The 22,144-nt window shown below is 33.5% G+C and carries 23 protein-coding genes; 17 read left to right on the top strand and 6 right to left on the bottom strand.

The window, feature by feature from the left end; genetic code table 11:
- The first annotated feature begins 7 nt into the window (after nt 1-7).
- Together O5O44_RS02735 and O5O44_RS02740 are read left to right on the top strand one after the other, a co-directional pair.
- Entirely contained in the window at nt 8-751 is a 744-nt protein-coding gene (locus O5O44_RS02735) for a succinate dehydrogenase/fumarate reductase iron-sulfur subunit (protein ID WP_289195637.1), read from the top strand.
- A 106-nt stretch (nt 752-857) separates the two neighbouring features.
- Nucleotides 858-1,772: a M28 family peptidase gene (locus tag O5O44_RS02740; RefSeq protein WP_289195638.1), complete on the top strand. Its 915-nt coding sequence runs from the start codon at nt 858-860 to the stop codon at nt 1,770-1,772.
- On the opposite strand, the gene O5O44_RS02745 is transcribed toward O5O44_RS02740, so the two are convergent.
- On the bottom strand, nt 1,769-5,191 hold the full coding sequence (locus O5O44_RS02745; RefSeq protein WP_289195639.1) for a DUF8818 domain-containing protein: 3,423 nt from the start codon (nt 5,189-5,191) through the stop codon (nt 1,769-1,771). The genes O5O44_RS02740 and O5O44_RS02745 overlap by 4 nt on opposite strands.
- Before the next feature lie 167 nt (nt 5,192-5,358).
- Between O5O44_RS02745 and O5O44_RS02750 the strand changes: the two genes are divergently transcribed.
- The 5 genes from O5O44_RS02750 (at nt 5,359) to O5O44_RS02770 (ending at nt 9,722) form a co-directional block, all read left to right on the top strand.
- Nucleotides 5,359-6,120: an exodeoxyribonuclease III gene (locus O5O44_RS02750; RefSeq protein ID WP_289195640.1), complete on the top strand. Its 762-nt coding sequence runs from the start codon at nt 5,359-5,361 to the stop codon at nt 6,118-6,120.
- A gap of 30 nt (nt 6,121-6,150) precedes the next feature.
- The gene (locus tag O5O44_RS02755; RefSeq protein ID WP_019385995.1) at nt 6,151-7,110 is read left to right on the top strand and encodes an OmpA family protein; all 960 of its coding nucleotides are present in this window, start codon (nt 6,151-6,153) and stop codon (nt 7,108-7,110) included.
- Nucleotides 7,111-7,343: 233 nt separating this feature from the next.
- Complete coding sequence (locus O5O44_RS02760) at nt 7,344-8,375, top strand: aldo/keto reductase (protein ID WP_289195641.1); 1,032 nt, start codon at nt 7,344-7,346, stop codon at nt 8,373-8,375.
- Between the two features lie 79 nt (nt 8,376-8,454).
- Nucleotides 8,455-9,039, top strand: a complete 585-nt coding sequence (locus O5O44_RS02765) for a Crp/Fnr family transcriptional regulator (RefSeq protein WP_019385997.1) — start codon at nt 8,455-8,457, stop codon at nt 9,037-9,039.
- 107 nt (nt 9,040-9,146) lie between these two features.
- Nucleotides 9,147-9,722, top strand: a complete 576-nt coding sequence (locus O5O44_RS02770; RefSeq protein ID WP_019385998.1) for a YceI family protein — start codon at nt 9,147-9,149, stop codon at nt 9,720-9,722.
- Between the two features lie 191 nt (nt 9,723-9,913).
- Here the strand turns inward: O5O44_RS02770 and O5O44_RS02775 are convergent, their stop codons facing one another.
- On the bottom strand, nt 9,914-11,461 hold the full coding sequence (locus tag O5O44_RS02775; RefSeq protein WP_019386000.1) for an Rne/Rng family ribonuclease: 1,548 nt from the start codon (nt 11,459-11,461) through the stop codon (nt 9,914-9,916).
- Between the two features lie 405 nt (nt 11,462-11,866).
- Complete coding sequence (locus tag O5O44_RS02780) at nt 11,867-12,157, bottom strand: HU family DNA-binding protein (protein ID WP_019386001.1); 291 nt, start codon at nt 12,155-12,157, stop codon at nt 11,867-11,869.
- A 140-nt stretch (nt 12,158-12,297) separates the two neighbouring features.
- Between O5O44_RS02780 and mutY the strand changes: the two genes are divergently transcribed.
- The 4 genes from mutY to gldD all read left to right on the top strand — a co-directional run bounded on the left by mutY (nt 12,298) and on the right by gldD (nt 15,863).
- A complete protein-coding gene (gene mutY, locus O5O44_RS02785) occupies nt 12,298-13,338 on the top strand; it encodes an A/G-specific adenine glycosylase (RefSeq protein WP_289195642.1) in 1,041 nt (346 codons plus the stop codon).
- Nucleotides 13,339-13,431: 93 nt separating this feature from the next.
- Complete coding sequence (locus O5O44_RS02790; protein WP_289195643.1) at nt 13,432-13,878, top strand: single-stranded DNA-binding protein; 447 nt, start codon at nt 13,432-13,434, stop codon at nt 13,876-13,878.
- 50 nt (nt 13,879-13,928) lie between these two features.
- A complete protein-coding gene (locus O5O44_RS02795; RefSeq protein ID WP_289195644.1) occupies nt 13,929-15,233 on the top strand; it encodes a gliding motility-associated protein GldE in 1,305 nt (434 codons plus the stop codon).
- A 24-nt stretch (nt 15,234-15,257) separates the two neighbouring features.
- On the top strand, nt 15,258-15,863 hold the full coding sequence (gene gldD / locus O5O44_RS02800) for a gliding motility lipoprotein GldD (RefSeq protein ID WP_289195645.1): 606 nt from the start codon (nt 15,258-15,260) through the stop codon (nt 15,861-15,863).
- A gap of 49 nt (nt 15,864-15,912) precedes the next feature.
- Here gldD and O5O44_RS02805 read toward each other — a convergent pair whose 3' ends face one another.
- Nucleotides 15,913-16,452, bottom strand: coding sequence for a heavy-metal-associated domain-containing protein (locus tag O5O44_RS02805; RefSeq protein ID WP_289195646.1), 540 nt, complete (start codon nt 16,450-16,452; stop codon nt 15,913-15,915).
- Between the two features lie 243 nt (nt 16,453-16,695).
- Between O5O44_RS02805 and O5O44_RS02810 the strand changes: the two genes are divergently transcribed.
- The 3 genes from O5O44_RS02810 (at nt 16,696) to rpmA (ending at nt 18,245) form a co-directional block, all read left to right on the top strand.
- On the top strand, nt 16,696-17,139 hold the full coding sequence (locus O5O44_RS02810) for a DUF4199 domain-containing protein (protein ID WP_289195647.1): 444 nt from the start codon (nt 16,696-16,698) through the stop codon (nt 17,137-17,139).
- Nucleotides 17,140-17,227: 88 nt separating this feature from the next.
- Nucleotides 17,228-17,944, top strand: coding sequence for a 50S ribosomal protein L21 (gene rplU, locus O5O44_RS02815; protein WP_289195648.1), 717 nt, complete (start codon nt 17,228-17,230; stop codon nt 17,942-17,944).
- A 40-nt stretch (nt 17,945-17,984) separates the two neighbouring features.
- Nucleotides 17,985-18,245, top strand: coding sequence for a 50S ribosomal protein L27 (gene rpmA / locus O5O44_RS02820; protein ID WP_019386009.1), 261 nt, complete (start codon nt 17,985-17,987; stop codon nt 18,243-18,245).
- 54 nt (nt 18,246-18,299) lie between these two features.
- On the opposite strand, the gene O5O44_RS02825 is transcribed toward rpmA, so the two are convergent.
- A complete protein-coding gene (locus O5O44_RS02825) occupies nt 18,300-18,773 on the bottom strand; it encodes a DUF1569 domain-containing protein (protein ID WP_289195649.1) in 474 nt (157 codons plus the stop codon).
- A gap of 97 nt (nt 18,774-18,870) precedes the next feature.
- Between O5O44_RS02825 and O5O44_RS02830 the strand changes: the two genes are divergently transcribed.
- On the top strand, nt 18,871-19,140 hold the full coding sequence (locus tag O5O44_RS02830; protein ID WP_019386011.1) for a hypothetical protein: 270 nt from the start codon (nt 18,871-18,873) through the stop codon (nt 19,138-19,140).
- A 201-nt stretch (nt 19,141-19,341) separates the two neighbouring features.
- Here O5O44_RS02830 and ahcY read toward each other — a convergent pair whose 3' ends face one another.
- Nucleotides 19,342-20,658: an adenosylhomocysteinase gene (gene ahcY / locus O5O44_RS02835; RefSeq protein ID WP_289195650.1), complete on the bottom strand. Its 1,317-nt coding sequence runs from the start codon at nt 20,656-20,658 to the stop codon at nt 19,342-19,344.
- A gap of 132 nt (nt 20,659-20,790) precedes the next feature.
- On the opposite strand from ahcY, the gene O5O44_RS02840 reads away from it, so the two are divergent.
- Entirely contained in the window at nt 20,791-21,417 is a 627-nt protein-coding gene (locus O5O44_RS02840; protein WP_289195651.1) for a 4'-phosphopantetheinyl transferase family protein, read from the top strand.
- Complete coding sequence (locus O5O44_RS02845; RefSeq protein ID WP_289195652.1) at nt 21,418-22,143, top strand: phosphoglycerol geranylgeranyltransferase; 726 nt, start codon at nt 21,418-21,420, stop codon at nt 22,141-22,143.
- The last annotated feature ends 1 nt before the right edge of the window (nt 22,144 follow it).

A 22,144-nucleotide genomic window follows, 5' to 3' on the forward strand; every position in this document is an offset into this window, starting at 1 on the left:
AGACGCTATGAATTTAACACTTAAAATTTGGAGACAAAAAGACTCAAGTGCAAAAGGGCAAATGGTCGATTATAAAGTAACTGATATTTCTGAGCATATGTCTTTCCTTGAAATGATGGATGTTTTGAATGAACAGTTGGTAGGTTCTGGCGATGATCCAGTAGCCTTTGATCATGACTGTCGTGAAGGTATTTGCGGTATGTGTTCTATGTACATTAATGGGGAAGCTCATGGTCCAGATAGAGGCGTAACAACCTGCCAATTACACATGAGAATGTTTAAGGATGGAGATACCATTATTATCGAACCATTTAGAGCAGCCGCATTTCCTGTTATAAAGGATTTAGTGGTTGACAGAACATCATTCGAGCGTATACAACAAGCTGGAGGTTATATTTCTGTAAATACATCTGGTAATACACAAGATGCTAACGCTATTCCTATTTCAAAGCATGATGCAGATGAAGCAATGGATGCTGCCACTTGTATTGGTTGTGGAGCCTGTGTTGCTACTTGTAAAAACTCTTCTGCAATGTTATTTGTGGGCGCTAAAGTATCTCAATACGCTTTATTGCCTCAAGGGCAAGTTGAAGCTGCCGACCGTGTTCAAAATATGGTGGCGCAAATGGATTTGGAAGGATTCGGAAACTGTACAAATACAGGTGCCTGTGAAATTGAATGCCCAAAAGGTATTTCATTAGATAACATTGCTCGTTTGAATCGAGAATTAATGAAAGCAGCTGTAAAATAGTTGTGTTTTCTAATAAAATTAAACCCATATCAACTTGTTGGTATGGGTTTTGTTATTTGTAAAGGGTGTTAAATAATTTAATTATATTTATTCTCTAAGAATTTTTATGCGTAAAATACTTTTACTAATTACATTTTGTTTCATTAGTTTTCCGGCTATTTTATTAGCTCAAACAGAAACAAAACAATGCACTCTGTTTGATGAAATAGAGCTGCTTAAACATGTTAAATCTCTATCGTCTCAAGCATTTGAAGGACGAAGAACTGGAACCAAAGGCGCTGTTAAAGCCCGAAAGTATATTATAAATCAGTTTCATGCGCTACAGGTTAAACCATTAGGCAAGTCCTTCGAAGAACCGTTTTTCTTCGTTAAGAAAAAAAACTATGAAGGTGTTAACGTATTGGGGCTAGTTGAAGGCACAAAATTTCCAAAGAAATATATTGTTATTAGTGCGCATTATGACCATGAAGGCATAAAGAATGGAAAGATATATCACGGTGCCGATGATAATGCTTCAGGGTTAAGCGCATTGTTTGCGTTTGCAGAATATTTCAAAAAAAATCCACCACAGCATTCGGTTATTTTAGCGGCTTTTGATAGTGAAGAACTAGGGCTCCAAGGGTCTAAATATTTTGTAAAAAACACTAAAATTCCCTATGAAGATTTGCTTATTAATTTGAATATGGATATGATAAGCCGAAGCGATAAGAACGAGCTCTATGTGGCAGGAACTTCAGAAAATAAAAAGCTAAAGTATTTAATGTCGAATTTTAATTACTCTTGCAACATCAAGTTGCTAACAGGGCATGACGGTTATGATGGATTGGACAATTGGACTTACGCTTCAGATCATGCTAATTTCCATAAACAGGGTATTCCTTTTTTGTATTTCGGTGTTGAAGACCATAAAGATTATCATGAACCTTCAGATACGTTTGAGAACATCCATCCAGAATTTTACTTAGAAGCTGTAAAAACTATTATTGAAGTATTTAAAAAAGTAGACCAATCTAACCTTTAAAAGTAGGCTTTTAACTGAATGGTGCCGGAATGAATCGTTCTGCTGGTTTCAGTTTTTCGACCAAAGTAACTTAGATTTAAATCTAAAAATTTGGTTAGTTTTTTCTGTGCTAATAAACTCCAAGTAAAGTTTTTTCCTGGTTGTAACCCTTCTAAAATTTGATAGGCCACAGGTGTGTTTGGGTTTCCGTTATAATCATTAGAAAAATAGTTTATTTCCCCATTTAAAGCGCTATTTTGGCTGCTTCCTAAGGTAAAGGATATGCCGTAATTTTGTTGCTTTAAGCTTTCCATATCGCCTATGGTATTGTCTTTTTTTGCAAACTGATAAAACACATCAAAGCTTGAATTATCATTAAATAAATAGGAGAGTTTAGGGTTGAATCTAGCTTCATCAAAATTGTAATTTTTACTAGTGAAATTTTCACTTATACTTTCATTGTTATCAAAAGCAGAAAGCATGTTTATAAGCCAATTGCCCGATATTTTATGGTTGAAATTTATTTGATGACTTTTTAAACTATTTTCAATAAACCCAACGGATAGCACACTTCTAGTAACGTTATCTAGAAAAGTATACGAAGTTGTATAATGTTGTTTGCCGCGATTGTAAAATAGTACGTTTCTAAAATTTAACTGTAAACCAAGTTGGTCATTTTCACTATTGTTAAAAGGGTTGAGGTTGAATTTACTGCCCTCACGCTTTATTTTTCTGTCGATTAAATAACTGGTTTGATTGTAAAAGTGCGACCAAAATTTTTCTGATTTTTTATCTGAAACCGACCATTGCGACGGATTTATGGTTAAGGTTTGACTGAGCCTATTTTGATGTGTTTTTATATAAACTTGATTTGGCAAAAGTACTCGAATGTATCGACCTTGGTCTTGAAATTGTGCAATTTCAAACTCTTCAAGCTCTTGAATACCGTTTGCATTATAATCGTTCCATGTATAAGTACCTTGTCCTGCTTCAACTTCTACATAAGTAAAATCTTGTTGAGGTAATCTTCCAGAGTTAGTCTCGAATATGGTATTCCATTGTATAATTTGTTTAAATAACTTTTGATTAAATCGAAATCTGGAGTTAATCGAGTTTTCATCTGCTAGAGCTTTGTCGGTGTTTTTTAGGGTTCTGTAATTAGCATACAGCGATAAGTTTGTGTTTTTATTTTGAACCAGTCTTGAATCCAAATAAAAGGTATTTGACGTGTTTACTTTTTGTAATTCATTATTTCTTATACTGTCGTTTACTCGGTTTTTATAGCCTATTTCGGTAAATATTTTAGTGCTATCGCCTACACCAAAAAACAGTTCGTAGGATTTAAATTTCTGGCTCAATTCTGTAAGTTCTTGTGTTGAATTATTGCGTTGTTCATTGTTTTCAATAGCTATGCGAGTACCAATCCAACTTTTCTTCATACTATATGTAATGCGATTAAACGACCTTAAAAAAGTAGAGGTATTAATATTAGAATCTGCATTTAAAAAACTTGAAGTTGAAAGAATATTAAAATTGTTTAATTGCAAATTGGCATTCGCTATATGTCTATTTCCATTAAAACCATCAGAAAAATTTAAATGTTCAAATTGGTAGTTGACACTTCCTTTTTTATGATGAAACATCCTAAAACCAGAGTTTAGCAATACTTGATTGCCTAAATTAAGCCCTATCCCATTAATGTTGACTTGGTCTAAATTCCAATCTCGATTAAATTCAGGATTATATAGACCTTCAATGTTTCTATAATCTGCACTAATTATATCAGTATTAAAATAACCGTCTAAATTCCATAGACTATCTTTTTTTACCAAAATTTGATTGATGTTAACTTTTCCAGCAAACCCGTCGTTATTGTTGTCATCAGCGCTTGAAAATAGGTTTAAATCGTTTTTGCTTCCAGAAGCTTCGAAGCTCATGTTTGTTTTATCAGATGGTTTATAACTTCCGTTTAAAACAACAATTTGCAATTTAGTAGGCGCCACAAGTTGAACAACTGGCGCATAATTGCCTTGATTTAACCCAACATATTCATAAATATTATTTATTGCATTGATATTGCTTAATGTATAATCACCTTGATTTTCGCCAACAAAACTAAAAGTTACGCGATACAATTCGTCATCAGGACTGTTGGAAAACACGAAAGCTTCCTCTCCATTTATGAGTTCTTTTTTGTACAATATTCTGTTGTCGTTTTGTTCATCTCTGGTTTCAGATGGTGCTACCATTTGCGATTTATCGTCACCCGCATTTGCTAGTATTTCAATTTGTTCTTCAGATAAGTTTTGTTGTAGTGGTTGGTTTTTAGCATCATTTTCAGAATAGACCGAAACTCCGATATTCATTTTTTCACTTGAATAATTTCCACCACCATAGGCTACAAATCGGGAATAGTTTCGGTCGCTAAATTGATAATCAACTGTAATTCGCATTTCAGAAGTGATTGGGTAGGTGGAGTTAAATATGATTTCTCCTGCATTATAATCAATAATATAATCTTGGTCTTCGCCACGTGCTACAGGAATGCCATTAACATAAACCGTTTCACTACCTGAAACAATTAGCACAAACAACTCGCCATTTGGCCCTTGCAATTTATAAGGTCCTTGATTACCTTCTTGTGCAACAAATTGGCTGGTTGTAAATTGACCTCTTACTAGAGCACCAGCTGCAAACAATTGGGTTTGTTTCTCCTCATTACCCAAAATCAAATTAAAATTTAATCCTTGTACCCGTTTAGAAAAACTAGCAAAGTAAGAATTAGCGTTTACCAAATCGATATCACCTGCACGAACGTTCCATTGGTCGCTAAATAATTCAATAAAAACTTGATCAAATTCATCCAATCGTTGGCTATAGCCGCTTTCTTGTAAAGGGATATTAGCATCTTGTATAGAAGCTCTTAAAGATACTTTGTCGTTTAATTTTCCTGTAATTTGAAGATCTAATTCGCTATTTAATACAGAATTTTGATTATTGCCTACAGTAACACCTCTGGAAATGCTTCCTGAAGTTGTTAACCCATCAAATGGAACAAATTCTCGGTTGGTGTTTGATTGTGAAAGTTTATAAAGCGTCTTGTTGGCATTATCATTTTCAACTATAATATTTTCATCTAGTTGCTTGTAAGTTTTGGTTAAAAACTCAGGGAACTTTAAATAATTTATTATAACAGAATCGGTTTCAATTGCTTTTTTAAACTTCAAAATAGCTTTGGCAAAATCAACTTGGTAATAGGTTGAATCGATTAAAGACAGGTCTTTTTTAGTTACAGAGAACCAATTGGAGTTGATACTAACGCTATCAATAGCAATAGTATCTTTTACAGCCAATTTTATAGTTTTATAGTTAGCATTTGGTGTTTGAGAAAACCCACAATACCCAATCAAACTTAAAAGTATAACTATAAAAAACTTCATCAGATACTTAAACTACAAAACGTTTAAAATATTTTGTTAATAGCTTCGTTAAAACTCGTGTTCCAATTAATAGTGTAAAAGTAACGCATTATTTATTTTAGCTAAAACAATGTTTTTTTAAAAGTGAATTGTCTCTTACTAATTAAGGATAACAAAAAAATATAGTAATGAAAATCATATCATACAACGTTAACGGTATTCGTGCAGCCATCAATAAAGGATTTATAGATTGGTTAAAGGCTGCAAATCCAGATGTTATTTGTTTGCAAGAAATAAAAGCCCAAGAAGATCAATTAGATTTAAGTCTTTTTGAAGAAGCTGGGTATCAACACAATTATTGGTTTAGCGCACAAAAAAAAGGCTATAGTGGTGTTGCTATTTTAAGTAAATCGGAACCAAAGCATATTGAATTTGGTACAGGTATTGAGTCTATGGATTTTGAAGGCAGAAACTTGCGTGCCGATTTTAATGGATTTTCAGTAATGAGTTTGTATTTGCCGTCTGGAACAAATGATGCACGATTAAGCCATAAGTTGGAGTATATGGATATGTTTCAAGATTATATAAACAATCTTAAAAAAGAAGTGCCTAATCTGGTTATTTGTGGCGATTATAACATTTGTCATGAAGAAATTGATATTCATAACCCAAAAATGAAAGGCGTATCAGGATTTTTGCCAGAAGAGCGCGAATGGATTGGAAAGTTTATCGACAGCGGTTTTATAGATTCATTTAGATTTTTAAACCCTGAATTACAGCAATATAGCTGGTGGAGTTATCGTGCTAATGCCAGAGCCAATAATAAAGGGTGGCGATTAGATTATGCCATGGTTTCAGAACCATTACAAGAAAACATCAAAAGAGCCGTTATACTCACAGAAGCAGTGCATAGCGACCATTGTCCGATTCTAGTTGAAATTGAGAAATAAAGATTAACGAATAAATCAAACCCAAACAAAATGATTAAAAAAAGCGTATTTGCAGTAATTGCATTAGTAGTTTTAGCATCATGTGTTTCACCAAAAGTTTATAAAGAACTTGAAGCAAAGTATGCTGATTTGAAGAAGGAAAATAGAAAATTATCCACAAATAATGAGGCACTTTTAAGTGCTAAAACGGCAGCTGAAAACGAACTAAAGCAATTGCAATCCGCTTATGATGAAGCTGTTGCACAACGAGACAAACTACAGGCCGATTACAATGCAACAAAATCTAACTACGATAATTTAAAAGCCTCTTACGCAGCTTTAGAAAAAAACAGTTCTGCAGCTATTGCAGCGAATTCTCAAAAAAACAGAGAATTGTTAGCTCAACTTGAAGCTAAAGAACAGGCATTAGCAGCCGAAAATGCAAGATTGGAAAAACTTAAAAAAGAATTAGAAAATCGTTCAAACCGTGTGGCAGAATTAGAACAAGTTATAGCATCAAAAGATGCGGCAATGACAGCGCTTAAAAACGCTATTTCTAGGGCTTTAACCGATTTTGAAGGCAAAGGCTTAACCGTAGAACAACGTGATGGTAAAGTTTACGTTTCTATGGAAAACAAACTACTTTTTAGCTCCGGAAGTTGGGCCGTTGGTGTCGAAGGAACTAGAGCCGTAAAACAACTGGGTAATGTGCTTGGAGACAACCCCGATATAGCCGTTTTAATTGAAGGGCATACAGATAATGTTCCATACAAAGGTAACGGAATTATGACTAGCAATTGGGATTTGTCAACGAAACGCGCCACAGCCATCGTTAATATTTTGAGAGAAAATAAAAACATCAACCCCGAAAACTTAACGGCGGCAGGACGTGGTGAGTTCGCCCCGGTGGCCTCAAATAACTCTCCAGAAGGGAAAGCAAAAAATAGACGTATAGAAGTTATCTTAACACCAAAATTAGACGAGCTTTCTAAGTTGTTAAGCGAAGAGTAGCAAATTATGGGGGCCTGTCTGCCAGCAGGCAGGTTACCCAAGGGTCGGGCCTTTGGCAGTCTCCCGATTTTCATCGGGGATTAAACGATGTCGCAAGCCCTAACAGACAAAAATACCTTTAAAAGCCTAATGGCTTTTAAAGGTATTTTTGTCTTAACACAGATTTAAGCTTTTCGGGTCAAAAAGCGTTATTAGGTTTTTTATCTTAGCAATTCTTAAGAAAAAAGTGATAAATGAAATACACAAAAATTCCAAAAACCGATATAAAAGTTAGTAAAATATGCCTAGGATCAATGACCTGGGGAAACCAAAACACCGAAGCTGAAGGGCATGCACAACTAGATTACGCTACAGATCAAGGAATCAATTTCATTGATACTGCCGAATTATATCCCGTACCCGCCACTGCAGAAATGAGTGGGCGGACGAGTAAAATTATTGGGACCTGGTTAAAAAAATCTGGAAAAAGAGATCAAGTAGTTATCGCTTCAAAAATCGCTGGAAGTGGTGATTATACAGCTCATATTCGAACTACCGGTTTCAGTCCAAACGCTATAAAAGAAGCAATCGATTTGGAGTTAAAAAGACTTCAAACTGATTATATCGATTTATACCAACTCCATTGGCCGGAACGTGATACCAACAGATTTGGTGTTCGAAGTTTTAAACTCGACACTAAATGGGAGGACAATTTCAACGAAATTCTTCACAGCTTGGATAAAGAGATAGTAACAGGACGTATTCGACATATTGGGATATCAAACGAAAATGCTTGGGGAACCATGCGCTACTTGCAGGAATCAAAAAGTCATAGTTTACCACGGGTTAAAACCATTCAAAATGCATATTCATTACTAACTCGAACTTTTGAAACCGATTTAGCCGAAGTTGCGCTCAGAGAAAACGTTGGTTTATTAGCCTATTCACCAATGGCATTCGGGGTGTTATCTGGTAAATATATTACTGGAAACGCAGAAGAAAATGCTAGACTTAAATTGTTTCCTCGGTTTGCGAGATATAGCAGTGAACAAGCAACAGCGGCGGCAAAGCGATACTTAAAGATTGCTGAAGAAAATAATTTGACCTTAGCTCAAATGAGTTTGGCTTTTGTAAACCAGCAACCTTTTGTAACCAGTACGATTATTGGAGCTACTAATTTGGAACAACTTAAAGAAAATATTGGAAGTGTAAATGTAAACTTAAGTGGAGAGTTGTTATCTCAAATAAATACGGTGCATCAGGAATTACCAAATCCAGCACCTTAAATGCGTGTTTGTAAATTAATTGTTTTTAACTCGGAATAGATATTTATAATATCTTTAGTGTGAGTAAAACCTTGAACAAATGAATCATAATCGATTTTTAGAATATATTAAGCCATATATAAGCTTAACATCAGAAGAAGAAAAATTTCTAATGACTAAAGTTGTGGTTCGTAATTACCTCAAAAACCAATATATAGTTCAGCAAGGGGATGTTTGTAAAAGCGCAAATTTTATTATTTCTGGTTGCACAAAAACATTTTACATAGATTTAGAAGGTAATGAGCATGTCGTAATGTTTTCGGTTGAAGATTGGTGGGCGTCAGATTTGGGTAGTTTTATTACTCAGGCACCAGCCGATTTTAATGTGCAATGTCTAGAAAACACACAATTAATTCAATTTAGCTATGAAAATCTAGAGGAATTATACGTTCAAATTCCGAAGTTAGAACGCTTGTTTAGAAAAATTATTGAACGCGCGTTCGTAGCTTCACAAAAACGCATAATTAGAAATTTTAGTTTAGATGCTAAGGAGCGCTATTTAATATTTAAAAATACTTACCCTAAAATAGATAAACGAGTGCCTCAATATCTAATTGCTTCTTATTTGGGCATAACCAAAGAGTTTTTTAGTAAAATAAAGAGCCAGTTAGTTCAAAAGGAATAAAAGTTAAACTAGATTAACATAATTTTATATACTAGTTCATTTTTTGATAGTTCTAAATTTCAGAATTTTGTTTCAGAATTTTAAAAACAATTAAATAATACGAAAAAATGAAAAATTTATTTAGAACTATTGCAGTTTTTGTTATGGCATTTATGGCATTTTCTTTTACGACTCTTAACGAAGGTAAGAAAGAAATAAAAATAGAAAACAGTAAGGTTGTTTGGAAAGGCTACAAGGTTACCGGATCTCATGAAGGAACAATTGCCATAAAATCTGGGTTTCTTAATTTTAATGCTGATCAATTAATTGGTGGAGAATTCACTATAGATATGACCACAATTAGCAGTACAGATTTAGAGGGCGAATACAAAGGCAAGTTAGATGGTCATTTAAAATCTGCCGACTTTTTTGGAGTAGAAAATTTTCCAACAGCAAAGTTAGTTCTTACAGAAGTGAAATCTTCAGGTAAAAACTCGTATGAAGTATCGGGAAATATTACAATAAAAAATATAACTGAGCCTGTAAGCTTTGATTTATCGGTTTACGGTAACAAAGCCAATGCTGCGTTAAAAATTGATAGATCTAAATTTGATGTTAGATATGGCTCGTCTAGTTTTTTTGATGGATTAAAAGACAAAGCTATTTACGATGAATTTGATATAGTAGCAGATTTGGAGTTTTAATTATTGTTCTGATTTTAAGATTGAATGATAAAGTGCGTTAGGGATAGTAGTGAAAAGCCCGCAGCCCGACGGAGGAGGAGCGAGGACTTGCAACGTATAGCCCGACCCTTTTAGGGTAACGCTCAAATAATTAAAGTAAAACTTTATAAAAATAAAAAACCCGCTAACTTAAAAGTTGCGGGTTTTTTTAATTATTTAATTTGATTACCATCTTTATCGAAAAAATGATATTCTAAATATGTGTAAGCATCTCTTGGTAAAATTTTTACCCATTTTTTGTGTTCTAAAAACCATTTAGAACGCACAGATGGAATACCTTTAGTTAAAAAGGCTGCTATAAAAGGATGTGTGTTTAAAGTCAGCTTTTTATAGTCTTTTTTAATAAGTTTTTCAAGGTCGTGATTTATTTTTTGCACGATTCCTATTGGTGCTTCAACCTCAGAGCCATTAATAATCTCGTCGGGATTTTCCTCTCGAGTTTTAATGTTCATTTCAGGGCGAACACGCTGTCTAGTTATTTGTATCAAACCAAATTTACTTGGTGGCAAAATTTTGTGTTTTGCTCTATCATCCTTCATTTCGTCACGGAGGTGATTAAAGAGTTTTTGCCTGTTTTCAGCATTGGTCATATCTATAAAATCTACCACAATGATGCCACCCATATCGCGTAAGCGCAATTGGCGAGCCATTTCGGTAGCTGCTATTAAATTTACTTCTAATGCTGTATCCTCTTGGTTGTTGGCTTTGTTAGAACGGTTTCCGCTGTTTACATCAATAACATGTAGGGCTTCAGTATGTTCAATTACCAAATAAGCTCCTTTTGCCATTGAAACAGTTTTACCAAACGAGGTTTTAATTTGTCTTTCTATCCCGAATTTTTCAAAAATTGGAATTTTAGACTGATACAATTTCACTATAGATTCTTTTTTTGGCGCAATTTCTTGCACGTAATCTTTAATTTGATAGTAAAGCTCTTCATCATCCACAGTAATTCCCGTAAAGGTGTCGTTGAATATGTCTCGTAATATTGATGAGGCTTTATTCATTTCTCCTAATACTTTACTTGGGTGATGCGCTTTGTTTAGCTTTTTACACATTGCCGTCCAACGACTAAGCAAATTTTGTAAGTCTCTATCTAGTTCGGCTACTTTTTTGCCTTGTGCTACGGTACGTACAATAACTCCAAAACCTTGTGGAGTAATACTCTTTACTAATCGTTTTAATCGGTCTTTTTCTTCTTTGTCTTCTATTTTTTGAGAAATAGAAATACGACTAGAAAAAGGAACTAAAACAATATATCTACCGGCAATAGAAAGCTCTGAGCTTATTCTAGGGCCTTTTGTAGAAATAGGTTCTTTTACTATTTGTACTAATAGCGATTGATTAGATTTTAAGGCGTCGGTAATTTTACCGTCTTTCTCAATATCTTTTTCAAATGGGAAATTTTTTAAAGAAAAATCTTTTAGTTTACCTGTGCTTACACGTTTTGTGAATTTTAAAAGTGAAGGTAGTTTTGGCCCTAAATCATGATAATGCAAAAATGCATCTTTCTCATAACCTACATTAACAAATGCAGCATTTAGTCCAGGAACGGCTTTTCTTATTTTGGCTATAAACACATCACCAACAGCAAAGTCGTTACTATCTTCATCTTTCTGTAATTCAATAAGTTTTCCATCTTTTAATAAGGCAAAATCAACATTGTCGGAACTAGATCTAATGATCAATTCTTTATCCATTAAGTTAATTTTTATCCATACACTTTAGTTATAAGTTTGAAAGTAAGAAGATTAGAGTTGAAATTTTATTGAATAACAACTAGCAACTAATACCTAGTAACTATTAACCAAATTATACAGATGGATTATACATTATTTTTTATCACAGGATTTTTAATATCCGTGGAGTTCAAAATACACCAAAAATGGTGCTAAAAAATTATTGAACTCATTTCAAAGAACTTGTTGTTTTTAAAATCAAAAAAAGTAGCTAATCTAACTACTTTTATGATTTATTTTTTCTTTTTGTGACGGTTAGCGCGTCTACGTTTTTTACGTTTATGCGTCGCTACCTTATGTCTTTTACGTTTTTTACCACTTGGCATAAATAGTGTCTTTTTAAATTAATAATTCGATTAATGTTTTTTATTTAACGTCTACATTTGTTTTAACGCCTTCTACAAATACTTTTGCAGGCTTAAATGCAGGGATATTATGAGCAGGAATTTTGATAGTTGTATTCTTAGAAATATTTCTACCTGTTTTTTCAGCTCTTGTTTTAATTATAAAGCTTCCAAAACCTCTAAGGTATACGTTATCACCACTTTCTAATGAAGTTTTTACTTCTTCCATAAATGTTTCAACCGTTGCTTGAACATCTCCTTTTTCTATTCCTAATTTCTCGGAAATTTTTGCTACTAAATCAGCCTTCGTCATTTTAATATATTATTTTTTGTGTTATTATAAATTCTAAAAGGGATGCAAATATAGGAATTAAATATTCAATATTTCAAACCTAATTCACTAAAATTAAATATTATAAAGGTTTATTTTTGTTTCTTCGTTTAAATAGATTCATGATATTCAATAAAACCTTAACACACTGGTATTCAATTAATAAACGAAGTTTGCCTTGGCGCGAAACCAAGAATCCTTATTATATATGGTTATCAGAAATCATTTTACAACAAACACAAGTAAAACAAGGTTTACCATATTATGAAGCTTTTGTTAGTGAATTTCCAACTGTTTTTGATTTGGCTAAAGCCGATGAAAGTGAAGTGCTCAAACTTTGGCAAGGGTTAGGGTATTACTCTAGAGCCAGAAACTTACATACCGCCGCTAATTATGTTGTAGATACTTTAAATGGCCTGTTTCCTGATAATTATAAAGATTTATTAAAGCTTAAAGGTGTTGGTGATTATACGGCAAGTGCCATTGCATCTATATGCTTTAATGAGGAAACGGCAGTGGTAGATGGAAATGTTTACAGAGTATTATCGCGCTATTTTGGTATAGACACACCTATTAATTCAACAAAAGGAGCAAAAGAGTTTAAGGCTTTGGCTCAAGAGCTTATTGATAAAGAACAACCTGCCGAATTCAATCAAGCCATAATGGAGTTTGGAGCAACCCAATGTAAACCCAAAAACCCTGATTGTAAAATCTGCCCATTTCAAGAAAGCTGTATAGCTTTTAATGAAAACCGAATTGAAGCCTTGCCTGTGAAAATTAGAATGGCCAAAGCTCAAATTAAACATTATAATTATTTAGTGTTTTTATCTGAAGATGGAAAAACAGTATTGGAAAAACGAGAAGGTAAGGGGATTTGGCAAAATTTATATCAATTTCCATTAATTGAAACGAAGCATAATTTACAATCATCTGAGATTAAAGACATAATTAGTAGGCATAAACTTATAGAAAACAGAACTTATACTTGGTCAGAATATAATGAAGATGTAATTATTCATAAATTATCACATCAGCATTTACATACTAAATTCTGGATTATCAATTTGAAGACCCTTCCAAAAGATGCAATTGCAACAAATAAAATTAGAAAGTTTGCGGTTCCAACCTTAATAGGAAATTTTATAGAATCATTTAATTTCTAGAGGTTTAATACCAACAATCATATTTTTTTATTAATTTTAAAAAAATGAAGGGCAATTAGTTACTTTTGCCATCTTATTAAAAACGTAAAAATTATGTCGGGTACATTAAATAAAGTAATGCTTATTGGGCATTTAGGCGATGAAGTTAAAATGCATTATTTTGAAGGAGGAGGTTGTGTAGGTCGTTTTCCTTTAGCAACCAATGAAACTTACGTTAGCAAGCAAACTAACGAGCGTATTACAAATACCGAATGGCATAATATAGTAGTAAGAAATAAAGCTGCAGAGATTTGCGAAAAATACTTGAGTAAAGGCGATAAAGTTTATATAGAAGGGCGATTGAAAACCAGAAAATGGACAGATGATAAAGGGAATGACAGGTATTCAACAGAAATTCAATGTAACGATTTTACTTTCCTATCTACAAAAAAGGAAAGTGAAACTAATGCGCCAAACAAACCAGTTGCTAATAAGCCAGAATTTAATGCTCAGTCAAGTATTGAACCTATTGGAGAAGATAATGATGATTTACCTTTCTAGATTTTGCCCTATAGCTTACAATAGTCTATGTTTAATTAAACCTGTAGTAATTGGATCCTGACCCCGCGAGTATTATACTAATTATAGAAGCAATTGATTTTTCGGTTGTTATTAGTTTTGCATTATTAGTTTTGCTTTTAGTTTGTTCAGCGCTTATTTCGGGTGCCGAAGTCGCACTTTTTTCACTTGTTAGAAGTGACGTGGAAACCGATTTAGAAAAAAAATCTAAACGCATTGAAATTATTTTGCAGCTCTTAGAGCGTCCAAAAAAATTATTGGCAACAATATTAGTGGCCAATAACTTCATCAATATAGCCATAGTAATACTGTTTGCTTTTTTAGGCGATTTAATGTTTGGAAGCCTAAAAAACCCTCAAATAAAATTTGTAGTTGAAGTTGTAGTTGTTACGTTCTTAATTTTGTTGTTTGGCGAAATCTTGCCTAAAATTTATGCAAGCAGAAACAATTTAAAATTCGCTACGTTTATGGCATATCCTCTGAAGGTTCTGGATGTGTTTCTGTCTCCAATAAGCTTGCCTATGCGAGGTGTTACCATTGGAATTCATAATAAACTAGGTAAACAAAAATCTAATTTGAGTGTAGATCAATTGTCTCAAGCTTTAGAACTTACAAGTGAAGATGATACCACTAAAGAAGAGCACAAAATTTTACAAGGTATTGTATCATTTGGAAACACCGATACCAAGCAAGTTATGCGCCCCCGTATTGATATTTTTGCTTTAAATGTAGAACAGAAATATCTTGAAATAATGCCTGTAATTATTGAGAATGGTTATTCAAGAATACCAGTATATCGGGAAAATATTGATACTATTGAGGGTATACTTTATGTAAAAGATTTGTTGCCTTTTATCGATAGAAAACAGTTTGATTGGACAACCTTACTTCGCGAACCGTTTTTCGTTCCAGAAAATAAAAAGTTAGACGATTTAATGTCTGAATTTCAAGAGAAGAAAGTGCATTTAGCAGTTGTGGTAGATGAGTATGGAGGAACTTCTGGGTTAATTTCTTTAGAAGATATCATTGAAGAAATTGTAGGTGATATAAGTGATGAATTTGATGATGAAGATTTAACCTATTCTAAATTAGACGAGAACAATTATGTATTTGAAGGTAAAACGGCTTTAAAAGACTTTTACAAAATTATTAAGATTGAAGACGATACTGTTTTTGAAGATTCTAAAGGTGAAGCTGAGACCGTAGCAGGTTTTGTTCTAGAAATTTCAGGAAGTTTTCCAAAGCTGAATAGTAAAATAAAATTTAAAAATTACGTTTTTACTATTGAAGCTATGGATAAAAAACGAATTAAGCTTGTTAAATTTACCATTACCTAATTCATTTTATAAGAAGAAAAACACATGCAATTAATAACAAATAACATTAAATTATATACAGTTTTTTCATTGTTTGGTGTTATTATGTTTTGGTCTTGTGGTGAAGATTATGTGCCTAAACCAAAAGCACAATTGCGACTGGAATACCCTAATGCAAAATATGTTGATGCAGATTTAAAATTGCCTTTTACTTTCGATAAAAACCTGTTAGCCCAAAAAATCACTTTAAAAGAACTTGAAGCACCCACAGAGAGTTACGGTGTGAATTTAGAGTACCCAGCATTAAAAGGCACTATATTTTTAACCTACAAGGCTATTAACAAGGACGAAAAGAACCTAAGGGATTTTTTAAGAGATGCACAAAAATTTACTTTAGAGCATACTAAAAAAGCGGATGAAATTCCAGCCTACCCTTATGAAGATAAAGAAAGAATGGTGTATGGTATGTTATCTGAAGTTAAAGGGAATGTTGCTTCTCCTGCTCAGTTTTACGTCACAGATAGCCTAAATCATTTTTTAACAGGTTCGTTATATTTTTATGCCAAACCAAATTACGATTCTATTTTACCCGCCGCCAATTATTTGCAAAAGGATATTAAACGTATTATGGAAACAGTAACATGGAAATAAAAGAAGCCGCTAAATTTTAGCAGCTTTTTTTATAGTTATGGAAAAAATATTAGGCTTCTTTTTTAGCGCAACAAGCTTTTTCACAGTCTGCTTTACACGCCATTTTACTATCTTTTTTACAGCACGCTTTTGCGCAATCTGGTTTGCATTCTTTTTTGTCTTTGTTTGCACAACAAGCTTCCTTACAATCTGCCGAACATGTTTTTTCTTTCGAAAAATTTTCAACAGTTTTCATTTCACTTACTTTATAAGTCTCCGAAACTTTAGTAACGGCTTCTTCTAACGAAGTTGGAGTCACTTTGGCTTCATTGTATTCAACCATAGCTAACTTTTTATTAAAATCTACAGTTGCAGATTTCACACCGTCCATTTTTGAAATTTTCTTTTGTATTGTTGCGGCACATCCTATTTGGCAAGTCATACCATCAATAGTAAACTCTGCTTTTGCATATGTTGCATTTGGGTCTAATTCTTTTACTTCCTCGGTTTCAACTTCCACCGTTTTAACTTCAGGGCTCTTTTCATTTTTACAACTAAATACGAAGGCCGCAATAATTGTAAGGATGAAAAATTGTTTTATTGTTTTCATTCAAATATGATTTAAAAGGTTTATCACAAAACTAGTAAATAATGGGGTTTATTGTTTAAAAAATCTAAGTTTTATGATTCTAAGAAATGCTTTAATTAAAATAAGTGGATTTTACAGAATTTACTGGGATAATTAGACGGGTTTTACTTGATAATAAGGATTTACGAATCAACTTTTTTCAGAACTAAATTATTTTTATTCAAGATTTTTCACGAAATTTAAGAGAAATAATATCAACCTTCTATGAAAAACTTATCACTTCCCATTCGTTTCGGCTTAGTAACAAGCGCTGTGTTAATCGCTTATTTTTTAGTGTTGTCTTTAGTAAATATGCATACAAATCCGGCATTTAGTTTTGTAAATGCTCTAATTACGGGTTTTGGCATTTATGAAGCTACGCGCTTAAGCAAACTTGAAAACCCTGCTAATTTTTCTTATAGCGAAGGTTTTAAAACGGGACTTATTACAGGATTTGTGGCAACTATCGTTTTTACGGCTTTCTTTCTAGTTTATGCGACCGAAATTAACGGTGGGTTTTTACCTGAACTGCTTCAGAAAATAAAGGGAGGTTTTAACGCCCATATTGGTATGGTAACCTTCGTGGTTGCTATAATGGGGTTTGCTACAACAGTGGTTTCTTCGCTAACTGTAATGCAACTTTTTAAAAAGAGCAGAAATATTACCTAAAATTAAAGGATAACGTTTGTAGATTAATTATTTAGCAGTATATTTGCACTCATTTTTGAACAAAATTAATTAATAAAAACGTTACGCTATGTACGCAATTGTAGAGATAGCAGGGCATCAATTTAAAGTTGAAAAAGACCAAAAAGTTTTTGTTAACCGTTTAGCAACAGAAGAAGGTAAGAAAGTTTCTTTCGATAATGTACTTCTTTTAGCAGATGGTGACAATGTAACTGTAGGCGCCCCAGCTATAGATGGAGCACAAGTAAGTGCGAAAGTCTTAAAGCACCTTAAAGGTGATAAAGTAATAGTTTTCAAAAAGAAAAGAAGAAAAGGTTACCGTGTAAAAAACGGACACAGACAATCTTTATCTGAAATCGTTATTGAAAGCATTGTAGCTTCTGGAGCTAAGAAAGCGGCTCCAAAAAAGGAAACTAAAAAAGCAGAACCAAAAGTAGAAGCGAAAGCTGCTGCACCTAAAGTTAAAAAGGCTGAACCAAAAACTGAAGCTCCAAAAGCTGAAAAAGCTGCACCTAAGACTGCTGCTAAAAAAGCAACTGGAAAAGCTGATGATTTAAAGAAGGTTGAAGGTATTGGTCCTAAAATCGCATCTACGTTAGTAGAAGCAGGAATTTCAACTTTTGCTGAATTAGCAAAAACTGATGCTGCTAAAATATCTGAGATCATCGCAGGAGTTCGTGGAAACCACGTAACTGATACTTGGCCAGCACAAGCTAAATTAGCTGCTGAAGGTAAATGGGATGAGCTTAAAAAATGGCAAGACGAATTAGATGGTGGTAAAGCTTAATAGCTTACTGCTAAGTTTAACAATATAAAAACTTAAGACAATGGCTCATAAAAAAGGAGTAGGTAGTTCTAAGAATGGTAGAGAATCAGAATCGAAACGTTTAGGCGTAAAGATTTTTGGTGGACAAGCTGCTATTGCTGGAAACATTATCATAAGACAACGTGGTAACACGCATCACCCAGGTGAAAACGTATACCAAGGAAAAGACCATACTTTACATGCTAAAGTTGATGGTGTTGTAAAATTTACTAAGAAAAAAGATAACAAGTCTTACGTTTCTATCGAGCCTTTTGAGGCTTAAGAAACATTTCTTAACAAATTATAAAAAGCTCTTTCTATTTCAGAAGGAGCTTTTTTATTTTTTTAATATATCGTTTATTATTTTTAAATGATGATTGGTATGGACTTCTAAAAAGCGAAGCGTTTTCTTTTTAGATAGCTTTCCAAATATAAAATGCTTAAAGTAGGCTTTTTCAGGAAGCGATTTTAACTTACCAACATGTATTCTAGCTGTTTCTAATTGCTTCAATAAATCTTCGGTTGTAACAGTTTCTGGTGGTAAAACATGTTTAGGCGCTTTTACTTTTCCTCTTGGAAAGTAGCCTGAAGTTAGTAATATGGTGCGCCAATAATTAAATTTATACTTATAATCTTCTGGGTTGGAGTTTGCTGTCCATTCGCTTACGGCATTAAAAACTTTTAAGGCATGGTCTAGTTGCCAACCAACAGTTGCATTTGAAACGGATGGGTTTTTAACTTCTTTTTGTGGAATAGTTGCCTCGATTTTTGATAGTAATTGAGATAGTATTTCTGTACGATGATTACTCATAGTTTAAATTATTTTTAAAAGATATCATTAAATTTCTTAACTTTAAAGTATTGCGTTTGCAATTTAGATAATAGTTTAACTTGAAATTTTTTTGATTATGCTGCCTTTTAGATCTGAAATCAGGAATTCCCCAACGCAACCTACCATTAAGATTTTTTTGAGCGATGAATCTTTGGATGAAAGAATTAAAAAACATTTAGAACATTTTAAAGAAATAGAAGACATTGAGATTTGTGATAGTATTGCACAGAATAGAGCTTGTGAAAGTATTACGATATATCTGAAAGACGATGTTGATATTAATAAAATGAAACAATCTATTGACTCGAGCCTTTGGTGGTATTTTGAAGAGGATTTGGTAGATTAATTTTACCTTGAATTTTGCGTTAGGGATTGCAGTGGAAAGCCCACAGGGAGGTACGACCGAGGACTTGCAGCGTAAAGCCCGACCCTTGTGGTAACGCCCAACTTCTCGATACAATACTTCATGCTTCAGAATTACTCGAAGTGACAAAAAAAATCCCAAACATGGCTGCTTGGGATTTATATAAAATTCTAAAATTCTTTTTTAGTACCTGTAATGCTCTGGTTTGTAAGGACCATCTACAGTTACGCCAATGTAAGAAGCTTGGTCTGGTTTTAGCTCTGTAAGCTCTACACCAATTTTTTCTAAGTGTAATTTTGCTACTTTCTCATCGAGGTGTTTTGGTAACATGTACACGTCGTTTTTGTAGGCATCGGCGTTGTTCCATAGCTCGATTTGCGCTAAGGTTTGGTTAGTAAACGAATTACTCATTACAAAACTTGGGTGGCCAGTGGCGCAACCTAAATTTACCAAACGACCTTCTGCTAGTATAATAATATCTTTACCGTCAATAGTGTATTTATCTACTTGAGGTTTTATTGTGTTTTTGGTGTTTCCGTAGTTTTCGTTTAACCATGCCATTTGTATTTCGTTATCGAAATGCCCAATGTTACAAACAATTGTTTTGTCTTTCATGGCTTTAAAATGCTCTGCACGAACGATATCTTTGTTACCTGTAGTAGTAATTACGATATCTGAATTGGCTACAACTGTTTCAAGTTTTTTAACTTCAAAACCGTCCATTGCAGCTTGAAGCGCACAAATGGGATCGATTTCGGTTACTGTAACGATGCTTCCTGCACCTTTAAAAGATGCTGCGGTGCCTTTACCAACATCACCATATCCACAAACAGTTACACGTTTTCCAGCTAACATAATATCTGTTGCACGACGAATAGCATCTACTGCAGATTCTTTACAACCGTATTTATTATCGAATTTAGATTTAGTTACTGAATCGTTAACGTTTATGGCAGGCATTGGTAAAGTTCCGTTTTTTACACGTTCGTATAAACGGTGAACACCTGTGGTAGTTTCTTCTGATAAACCTTTAATTCCCGAAGCTAATTCTGGGTATTTATCTAAAACCATATTGGTTAAATCGCCACCATCATCAAGAATCATGTTTAGTGGTTTTCTGTCTTCTCCAAAAAATAAGGTTTGCTCAATACACCAGTCAAACTCTTCTTCGGTCATGTCTTTCCAAGCGTAAACCGAAGTTCCTGCGGCAGCAATGGCAGCAGCAGCTTGGTCTTGAGTTGAGAAAATATTACAAGAACTCCAAGTTACTTCTGCACCTAGGGCTTGTAAGGTTTCAATTAATACTGCGGTTTGAATAGTCATGTGTAAACAACCTGCAATACGGGCACCTTTTAAAGGTTGCTCGTTTTTATATTCTTCACGAAGACTCATTAAACCAGGCATTTCAGCTTCAGCTAATTCGATTTCTTTTCGTCCCCAATCGGCTAAAGAAATGTCTTTTACTTTACTGGCTACATAAGGAATTGTTTTTGTGCTCATTGTAATTTTTCTTTTATTTTTTAATTGCTAAGCTTCATTGTATGTAGAACTTAAAATACTTAAATTCGCTATTATAATTAATACCAATTGCTTAGAGTTTGCAAAGATAACTATTAACTTTTAGAATATTAAATGCCACTTTATAAAACCATAGTGCCAAATTCACAAACTACTGTTAAAATTTGGAAAATTAACGAGTCTTACGACGATTTGATAAAGGATATTACTTTAAAACCTAATTCGTTAGAGCGTGTTTTAGGCATGAAAAGTGAGCTCCACCAACGTGGTTTTTTAAGTGTTAGACATTTATTGGCAGAGTTTGGTTACGAAGATGCCGATTTGTTTTATGATGAGAATGGCAAACCGCATTTAAAAGACGGAAAGAACATATCAATTACACACTCTTTTAATTTTTCGGCAGTTATTGTTAGCGATCTAATTATTGGGATTGACATTGAAAAACAACGTAATAAGATTAGTATTATCGCCCACAAATTTATTGATTATGAGTTTGATTATTTAAATGAATCCGAATCGTATTACATTAACAAACTCACTATTATTTGGTGTGTAAAAGAATCACTTTACAAATTGTTTTGTACACCAGGGTTAAGTTTTAAGCAGCATTGTTTGGTAATTCCATTTGCTATGGAAGATGATGATACCATTGCTTGGATAGATTATGAAGAAAAAAAGTACCGCTATAATATTAATTTTCTAGAGTTCGAAGGCTTTACTTGTGCTTATGCGATTGCTTAAATGAATTCAATTTATCAAAACATAAAAAAATCAATTATTAATGGTGAAAAGCTATTGGCGGTTTTAATAGATCCAGATAAATTTTTACATGAAAACACCAACCGTTTCGTTCAAAATATAAACAAATCTATAGCTACACATATTTTTGTAGGTGGCAGTACTGTTGAAGAAACGGCAACCGAACAATTGGTTATTGAAATTAAGAAGTATACTCATTTACCAATAGTTTTATTTCCTGGAGATGTTACTCAGATCACAGATAAGGCTGATGCCATTTTGTTTTTATCCTTACTATCTGGCAGAAATGCTGATTATTTAGTTGGTAAACATGTTGAAGCCGTTTCTAAACTAAGAAAAACGAGTTTAGAGGTGATTTCTACGGGTTATATTTTAGTTGAAAATGGGAAAGTAACTGCTATTGAAAAAGTAACCGCTACAAAGCCAATGCCCAGAGAGAATATTGAAAACATAAAGGATACAGCAAAAGCAGGACAATTATTAGGCGCAAAGCTTATATATTTGGAAGCTGGAAGTGGTGCTATAAACCCACTAACTGAGGATATAATAAGCCAAGTAAAAAAGGATTTAGATATTCCGTTAATAGTAGGCGGAGGCATAAGAAATAAATCAGATTTGCATAAGGCATACCATGCAGGAGCAGATTTAGTAGTCATTGGTACTGCGTTTGAGCAAGATGAATTGTTTTTTGAAGAATTGAAAAAATAAA

Origin of the sequence: Algibacter luteus (assembly GCF_030344935.1) — a bacterium.
GTDB classification, from domain to species: domain Bacteria; phylum Bacteroidota; class Bacteroidia; order Flavobacteriales; family Flavobacteriaceae; genus Arenitalea; species Arenitalea lutea.

Bases quoted from the DNA above. Each gene is read 5' to 3' on its own strand.
- mutY (WP_289195642.1), top strand. From the start codon at position 12,298: ATGATATTCAATAAAACCTTAACACACTGGTATTCAATTAATAAACGA.
- ahcY (WP_289195650.1), bottom strand. From the start codon at position 20,658: ATGAGCACAAAAACAATTCCTTATGTAGCCAGTAAAGTAAAAGACATT.
- O5O44_RS02830 (WP_019386011.1), top strand. From the start codon at position 18,871: ATGCTGCCTTTTAGATCTGAAATCAGGAATTCCCCAACGCAACCTACC.
- O5O44_RS02840 (WP_289195651.1), top strand. From the start codon at position 20,791: ATGCCACTTTATAAAACCATAGTGCCAAATTCACAAACTACTGTTAAA.
- O5O44_RS02805 (WP_289195646.1), bottom strand. From the start codon at position 16,452: ATGAAAACAATAAAACAATTTTTCATCCTTACAATTATTGCGGCCTTC.
- O5O44_RS02790 (WP_289195643.1), top strand. From the start codon at position 13,432: ATGTCGGGTACATTAAATAAAGTAATGCTTATTGGGCATTTAGGCGAT.
- O5O44_RS02810 (WP_289195647.1), top strand. From the start codon at position 16,696: ATGAAAAACTTATCACTTCCCATTCGTTTCGGCTTAGTAACAAGCGCT.
- gldD (WP_289195645.1), top strand. From the start codon at position 15,258: ATGCAATTAATAACAAATAACATTAAATTATATACAGTTTTTTCATTG.
- O5O44_RS02755 (WP_019385995.1), top strand. From the start codon at position 6,151: ATGATTAAAAAAAGCGTATTTGCAGTAATTGCATTAGTAGTTTTAGCA.
- O5O44_RS02765 (WP_019385997.1), top strand. From the start codon at position 8,455: ATGAATCATAATCGATTTTTAGAATATATTAAGCCATATATAAGCTTA.
- O5O44_RS02750 (WP_289195640.1), top strand. From the start codon at position 5,359: ATGAAAATCATATCATACAACGTTAACGGTATTCGTGCAGCCATCAAT.
- O5O44_RS02740 (WP_289195638.1), top strand. From the start codon at position 858: ATGCGTAAAATACTTTTACTAATTACATTTTGTTTCATTAGTTTTCCG.
- O5O44_RS02760 (WP_289195641.1), top strand. From the start codon at position 7,344: ATGAAATACACAAAAATTCCAAAAACCGATATAAAAGTTAGTAAAATA.
- O5O44_RS02845 (WP_289195652.1), top strand. From the start codon at position 21,418: ATGAATTCAATTTATCAAAACATAAAAAAATCAATTATTAATGGTGAA.
- O5O44_RS02825 (WP_289195649.1), bottom strand. From the start codon at position 18,773: ATGAGTAATCATCGTACAGAAATACTATCTCAATTACTATCAAAAATC.
- O5O44_RS02735 (WP_289195637.1), top strand. From the start codon at position 8: ATGAATTTAACACTTAAAATTTGGAGACAAAAAGACTCAAGTGCAAAA.
- O5O44_RS02745 (WP_289195639.1), bottom strand. From the start codon at position 5,191: ATGAAGTTTTTTATAGTTATACTTTTAAGTTTGATTGGGTATTGTGGG.
- rpmA (WP_019386009.1), top strand. From the start codon at position 17,985: ATGGCTCATAAAAAAGGAGTAGGTAGTTCTAAGAATGGTAGAGAATCA.
- O5O44_RS02780 (WP_019386001.1), bottom strand. From the start codon at position 12,157: ATGACGAAGGCTGATTTAGTAGCAAAAATTTCCGAGAAATTAGGAATA.
- O5O44_RS02775 (WP_019386000.1), bottom strand. From the start codon at position 11,461: ATGGATAAAGAATTGATCATTAGATCTAGTTCCGACAATGTTGATTTT.
- rplU (WP_289195648.1), top strand. From the start codon at position 17,228: ATGTACGCAATTGTAGAGATAGCAGGGCATCAATTTAAAGTTGAAAAA.
- O5O44_RS02770 (WP_019385998.1), top strand. From the start codon at position 9,147: ATGAAAAATTTATTTAGAACTATTGCAGTTTTTGTTATGGCATTTATG.